Below are 6288 nucleotides of genomic sequence, written 5' to 3'. Positions count from 1 at the left end.
TGATTGCGCCGCACTTCTTCCCTTCTTCTGCACTCCGTACCACCGCCGCCCTTCCGGGCGGCGGTTTCATTTCAACGCTTCAACGTGTCGATGCTTCAATGCACGCCGTTCGCGGCAGCAATCGCTTCGGCATAGACATCGGCCACGCGCTTCGCAATCACGGCGTTGTCGAAATGCTCGCGCGCGTAGGTCTTGCACGCTTCCTCGTCGGGCAGCTTGATGCGGCCCGAGAACGCGGCATCGATCCCCTCGGCAATCGCCGCGGCGCCCGTTTCCGGCAACACGAGGTCTTGCGAGAGGCCGGCCACCGCTTCGGGCAAGCCGCCCACCGGCGTGACCAGCACGGGCGTGCCCGCCGAAAGCGATTCCACCGTGATGAGGCCGAAGCCTTCGAGCGCCACCGTGGGCACGATGCTCAGCGTCGCGGCGCGGTAGAGCGAAGGCAGATGCGCATCGGGCACGAAGCCCAGCAGCTTGACGTTATCGGTCAGGCCCGCTTCGTCGATACGCTGCTGGAGCTCCGCTTCAAGCCGCCCACGCCCGGCAATCAGCAGCAGCACGTCGGGATGGCGCTGCTTCACCACCTTGATCGCATCGATCAGGTCTTCGAGGCCCATGCGCCGCACGAGACGGCGCACCGCAAGCACGATCGGGCGGTTCTGCGGCAGTTGCAGGCGCAGCCGCGCCTCGGCACGCGTGCATTGCGGATCGAAATGCGCGGTATCCACGCAGCCCGGGACGATACGCACGCGCTCGGGTGAAATCGCATAGCGCTTCGTGAGGATGTCGCCGAACGCTTTCGAGAGTACGATGAGCCGCGACGATCGTTCGTACACCGATTGTTCGAGCGAATGCTTGATGCGCTGGCTCAGCGTGGCCGCGCCTTCGACGAAGCTCTCGTCGGCCCACGGTCCCTGGAAGTGCGAAACCTGCGGAATGCCGCGCGTCACGTCGAGGCCCGGGAAGGTGTAGAGCGCGAAGTGCGAGGAGATCACGTCGGGACGATGGCGCTGGATCTCGCGACGCAGCGCGCGGCGCGCGTCCATGAGGCGAAACGGCAACGCGCGCGCAGCCGAGCCGAAGCCCTGGATCGCGCCGCCGCTGTCTTCGGCCACCTTGGGCGAGCCGGCCACCACGCCACGCACGTGCACGCCGGCACCCGGCAGCGCGCCCACGAGCGAGTAATACATACGGTCGAGGCCGCCGGCACGCTCCGGAAACCAGTGCATGCCGATCTGTAGCGAATGGATGGAATGTTTCGTCATTTCGTATCCTTGTTATGCCCGAATACTGGCGTCTTCTGGCTGATAGCCGTTTCAGGGAGTCTCGGCGCGCTGCAGCGTCTGTCCGCCGTGCAGCGGCGCCGGCGCGAAATTGCCTTCCGCGCCGCGTCGGTCGTCCCGCATTTCATCGCTATGGTTGCCACGGTTGCGTACGGTCGCGCCCGCGTCGCCCGCGAGCTCACGATAGAGCGCGATGTATTGCGCGGCCATGCGCGCCCAACCGAATTCGCCGGCCAGTTGCGCGGCGGCCTCGCCCATCGCGCGGCGGCGCGGGGTATCGTCGGCGAGTTGCAGGATCGCATTGGCGAGCGCTGGCACCTCGTCCGGGTCGTCCAGCACGATGCCGCAATCGGGCGTGATGATTTCCGCACCGCCCGCCGTCTGCGCGGTGACCACGGGCAGGCCCGCCGCCATCGCCTCCAGCAGCGAGAGGCTCATTGCTTCGTAGCGCGAAGGAAAAACATAGGCGTCGACACTGCGCATCAGCACCGGCATCTCGCGCACGAGGCCGAGAAAATGCACGCGCGAGGCAATGCCCAGCTCACGCGCCAGCTCCGGGTACGGGCTGCCGGGCAAGTACCCCGCCACGGCCAGATGCACGCGCTCGGGTAATTGCTTGAGTGCGTGCAGCACCGTGCCCAGGTTCTTGCGCGGCGTGCGCAGGTCGCCCACGAACAGCAGGAAGAACTTGTCTTGCGGCAGCTCGAACTTCGCGCGATCGGCACCGGCCGAAGCAAAGCCGCGCGTATCCACGCCGTTGTAGATCACGTCCAGGCGCTCGACCGGCTCGCCGCCCGACGCGATGATCTCGTCCGCGACTTTGCGCGAGACGGCCGCGATCACGCGCGAGCGCCGGTAGGCCCAGCGTTCGAGCACGGCGTTCGCGCGCGTATAGACGTACTGGTACGCCGACCATACGCCGCCCGTGAGCCCGAACGGGTAATACTTGCTGCGCCCCCAGCCGCCATGCACGAAGTGCGCGGTGTTGACGTCGGCATGCGCCCACGTGATGAAGCCGTTCACATGCAGCACGTCGTATTCGCTGCGATGGCGGCGCAGCCATAGCGCGCTCTTCAAGGCGAACACCTGCTGGCGCAGCAGGTTGGTCGGCCACGCGCGCGAAGGCTGCACCGGCACCCACTTCACCCTCGGATGCGCGAGCAGTTCCGGCGCGACATGCGAAGCCACCAGCGTGACCTCGAATCCTTCGTCGAGCGCCGCGCGCGCGATTTCATGATTGACGCGCCCCTGGCCGTCGTTGTGGCGCACCACGTGCGTGACGATTGCGACTCTCAATCAGACCTCCCTGTTGCGGGCCTGGAGGCGAGTCAGCTTGCTCCAGTGTCCCGCGCTGAGAATGGAAAACACACTCGAAAACAGCAGCAGACCGCCCGTGCCGACCAGCGAGTTGGTGAACACGAGCATCGCGAAGATCGACACCGTGAGGCTCAGGCATGCGCAGACATAGCGGTCCTCGGGCATGCGCAGCGCGATGCGCAGCGCGCGCACGATGAGCCACAGCACGCCGGACATGTACATCAGCGTGCCGGGCCAGCCGAGCACGAACGGAATGTTCATCACGCCGCTGTCGAAGCTGCCGTACTGGCCGAGCTGGCCGTTATTGCTCGACAGCTTGGTCGATGCACCGGTCGCGCCGAGTCCCTCGCCCGTCACGTCGGTGAAGGCCTTTTTGGCGAAGTCGGCATAGAACTGGTTACGCGCCTCGTAGCTCTGATCGTCCTTCAGGTTCACGAGCGTATTGAGGCGCTGCTGCATGCGGTCGGCCACCGGGCCGAAGGTGAGCAAGGGTACGCACACGCCCGCGAGCACGAGCGCGCTCACGATGATGCGAATGCGCACTTTGTTGCTCGACTTCATCAACTGGATCACCATCGCGATCGCCCAGCCGCCCCAGGTCGAGCGCACCAGCGAAAGCGCGAACGAGAAGAAGCCGAACGCCGCCGCGACCCAGCGCACGCGATGCTTCGCGGCCATCACGAGCACCATCGCACCCATCATCGCGAACGCGAACGGCCCCGACGAATTCATCGTGCTGAAGACGCGCACGCCGAGCGGCACCGGGTCGCCCTGCGAGTTCATGTCGGAGCCGATCATCCACATGGCGTCCCACGGCGGCATGATGAAGAACTGCACGAGGCCGTAGGCGCCCATCACGAGCATGCCGTAGATGAAGGTGTTGACGATGGTGTCGCGGCACTCGGGATACTGGCGCGTGAGCACCATGATGTGAAAGCCGATCAGGAACGGATAGATCCAGTTCGCGAGGTCGTAGACGGCCGCTGCGGGGCCGCTCGCCACCACGCCCACCACGAAGCCGTAGCCGATGCCGAACAGCGCGAGCAGGATCGGCAGCCCGCGACGCTGCGCGAGCATCGGGTAATAGCGCAGCAGCGAAAGCCCGCTGATCATCGTGACCGCGAGCGGCGCGACCTGAATCAGGCTCGTGGGCGTGAAGCCGCCCTTGCCGTAGTCGGCGAGGCGGCGCACTTCGGGGCTCAGAAACCACAGCCACCACATGAAGCCGATATAGCGGACCGGATTCACGAAGTAGAGCCAGAAGCCCACGGCGATGGCGAGCGCGGGAAACGCGAGCGTGAGCACCCTCCCCTGGTGCGCGACGATCAACAGCGTCGTGAAGGTCCATAGCGCGATCACGGGCAGCGTATCGCGGCCGAGCGCGCGGCGCAGGCCCCGGCGCCTGGGCGCGGCCGGCGCCGGTGCAGGCGCGCTCGCCCGCACCGTGACGGGGCGAGAAGGCGGCCGTGGCGGCGGTGCCGGAAGAGCGGACGGAATACGCATGATCACATCCCGCCCGGCATCTGGCCTGAAGCGCGTGCACCAGCCGCCATACCGCTATTCGCGGCCTGCGCCACGCGCGGGTCGCGCTCGCGCATCATTTCACGCGTCAGTTGCGCGTGCTGCCGCGCGAAATTCTCGGTCGTGAGATCGCGCGTGCTCAACTGCTCGCAGGCCTCGCGCGCCTGGGCGAGCGCGCGCGCGGGATGGTCCACGAGCGCATTCACCGCTTCGCACAACTGCTGTGCGTTGAAGGGCTCGACATAGAATGCCGCCTTTTCGTCGAAGTAATCTTCGAGCGCGCCCACCTTCGTCACGATCATCGGCTTGCCGAGCGCCGCCGCTTCGAGCATCACGGTAATGCCGGACGCGTGCGTATTGGGGCGCAGCGGCACGACAATGATGTCCGCCCAGTCATAGAGCGCATGCTGTTGCTCGATGCCGGAGACACGCACGATCTCCACATTCGACGCGCGCGCCGATGCCGGCATGCGCCGGCGCGTGGCGATGCGCACCTGATAGCGCGCGTCGTTGCCGAGCGCGCCCACGAGCGTGGTCCAGTCGCGGTCGCGATCGTTGCCGATGCCGGCCACGCGCACGGGCATATTCGGCTTCCACTGCGAGGACGGACGCAGCGGGAAGTCGTTGGTGTTCAACCCATAGAGCACGTGGCGCGCATGACGGCCGAAATAGTCGCCGCACAGCGCCGCGTTCTCGCTCGCGAGCGTGGTGAGCAAATCGGCGCGCTTGAGCAAGCGCTGATAAAACGCACGGCGCAGCGCGCCATAGCCTGGCCAGCGGTCGAGCAGCCAGACGCTTTGCGCAAGCAGCAGCGGGCGCGCGCCGCCCTTCTTCGCATTCATCAGCAGAACTAACGCCACGGCCAGATGCTCCTGCTCCGTATGCGTCCAGATCACGTCCGAATCGAGAATCGCGTGGCGATTGCGCCACGCGTGAATGAAATCGAAGCCGAGCGCGGCCTTCAGCGCGCGGCGCGCGAAGCGCACCGGCGTGCTCTCGCTCACGTCCTGCGCGTAATTGAGCGCGAATTCCGCCGACTCCGCGTGATGGTAGCCGTAGAGGGAGCCGATATTCTCACCCTTGCGGTAACGGCGCGGATCGGCCCCATAGAAGAGGTGGACGTGGACTTGCGTACCGCTCATTCAAGGTCCTCCGTTGAATCGATTGCAAAATGCGCGTGAGGCGCGGGCCGCAGTTGGCCGCGGCCTCTTTCAGCGCGCGACGCGCCGGTCTCAGGCGAGCGCGCGGCGTGCTTCGCGCGCGCCGCCCCGCACTGCGCGCCAGCGCGCGAACGCGACGGAAGGCGAGCCCGCGCGCACTGCGCTCAGGCCCGTCAGCAGCAGGCCCGGATAGACGCGGGTGCCAACGAGCGCCCACCACCACCACGCCGTCTCGCGATGCAGTGGCGAAAGATGGGCGCGCAGGATCAGGTGGAAGTTGTAGGCGGCATTGCGGATCGAGGCGAGCGTCTGCGCATTGCGCGGATCTTCGCCTGGACGCGGCGCGGGGAAATGGTCGACGGCCACGCGCGGGTCGTACACGAGCTTCCAGCCCGCATGCTTCACGCTCATGCTGAACGCCATGTCGTTATGTGTCTGCGCGCCGGTGCCGCGCAGGCGGCGGTCGAAGCGCCGCTCGCCGATGGCCTCGCGCCGGTAGCTCATGTTCGCGCCCTTGAGCAGATCGACTTCGCGCGCCTCGCCCACGCCCAGATGATGATTGCCGATAATGCGACCCGAGCGCTGCACGCGGCCCACGAGCGTGCGCTCGCCGTCGAGCACGCGGCCCTCCTCGTGAACCCAGTCGCGCCCGCCGAGCGCACCCAGCTTCTCGTCGGCCTCGAAGTGCGCCGCGATACGCGCGACCCAGTCGGCGTGCGGCGCGGCATCGTCGTCGGTGATGGCGATCACGTCGCCCGTTGCGGCTTCGATGCCGCGATTGAGCGCGGCCACCTGGCCCGGCTCCTCCACGGTCGCCACTTCCACGTTGAGCACGCGTGGCGTCACGTGCTCCGCGAGGCACGCGTGCGTGGCCTCGTCGTCGGCGCGCGCCACCACCACGATCTGCTCGGGCGTGCGCTGCTGGCGCAGCAGCGCCGAGAGGCAGCGCGCCAGATCGTCAGGACGCCGATACGTCGGCACGAGCACGGTCACTTTCATCGCGCTTT

The 6288-nt window shown here is 66.8% G+C and carries 5 protein-coding genes; all 5 read right to left on the bottom strand.

Features of this window, described 5'->3' with window-relative positions; all coding sequences use genetic code 11:
• Nucleotides 1–95: 95 nt before the first annotated feature.
• The 5 genes from U5775_RS18485 to U5775_RS18465 all read right to left on the bottom strand — a co-directional run bounded on the left by U5775_RS18485 (nt 96) and on the right by U5775_RS18465 (nt 6280).
• Nucleotides 96–1265, bottom strand: a complete 1170-nt coding sequence (locus tag U5775_RS18485; protein ID WP_322059534.1) for a glycosyltransferase family 4 protein — start codon at nt 1263–1265, stop codon at nt 96–98.
• Between the two features lie 51 nt (nt 1266–1316).
• The gene (locus U5775_RS18480; RefSeq protein WP_322059533.1) at nt 1317–2579 is read right to left on the bottom strand and encodes a glycosyltransferase family 4 protein; all 1263 of its coding nucleotides are present in this window, start codon (nt 2577–2579) and stop codon (nt 1317–1319) included.
• Nucleotides 2580–4103: a glucose-6-phosphate isomerase gene (locus tag U5775_RS18475; RefSeq protein ID WP_322059532.1), complete on the bottom strand. Its 1524-nt coding sequence runs from the start codon at nt 4101–4103 to the stop codon at nt 2580–2582. It abuts the gene before it with no gap.
• Between the two features lie 2 nt (nt 4104–4105).
• Complete coding sequence (locus U5775_RS18470; RefSeq protein ID WP_322059531.1) at nt 4106–5263, bottom strand: glycosyltransferase; 1158 nt, start codon at nt 5261–5263, stop codon at nt 4106–4108.
• Between the two features lie 90 nt (nt 5264–5353).
• Nucleotides 5354–6280 carry a glycosyltransferase family 2 protein gene (locus tag U5775_RS18465; protein ID WP_322059530.1) on the bottom strand — a complete coding sequence of 309 codons (927 nt, stop codon included), beginning with the start codon at nt 6278–6280 and terminating at the stop codon, nt 5354–5356.
• Nucleotides 6281–6288: the final 8 nt, after the last annotated feature.

The organism is Paraburkholderia sp. J63, assembly GCF_905220245.1.
GTDB lineage: Bacteria > Pseudomonadota > Gammaproteobacteria > Burkholderiales > Burkholderiaceae > Paraburkholderia.
This window is presented reverse-complemented; position numbering and strand designations above follow the sequence as displayed.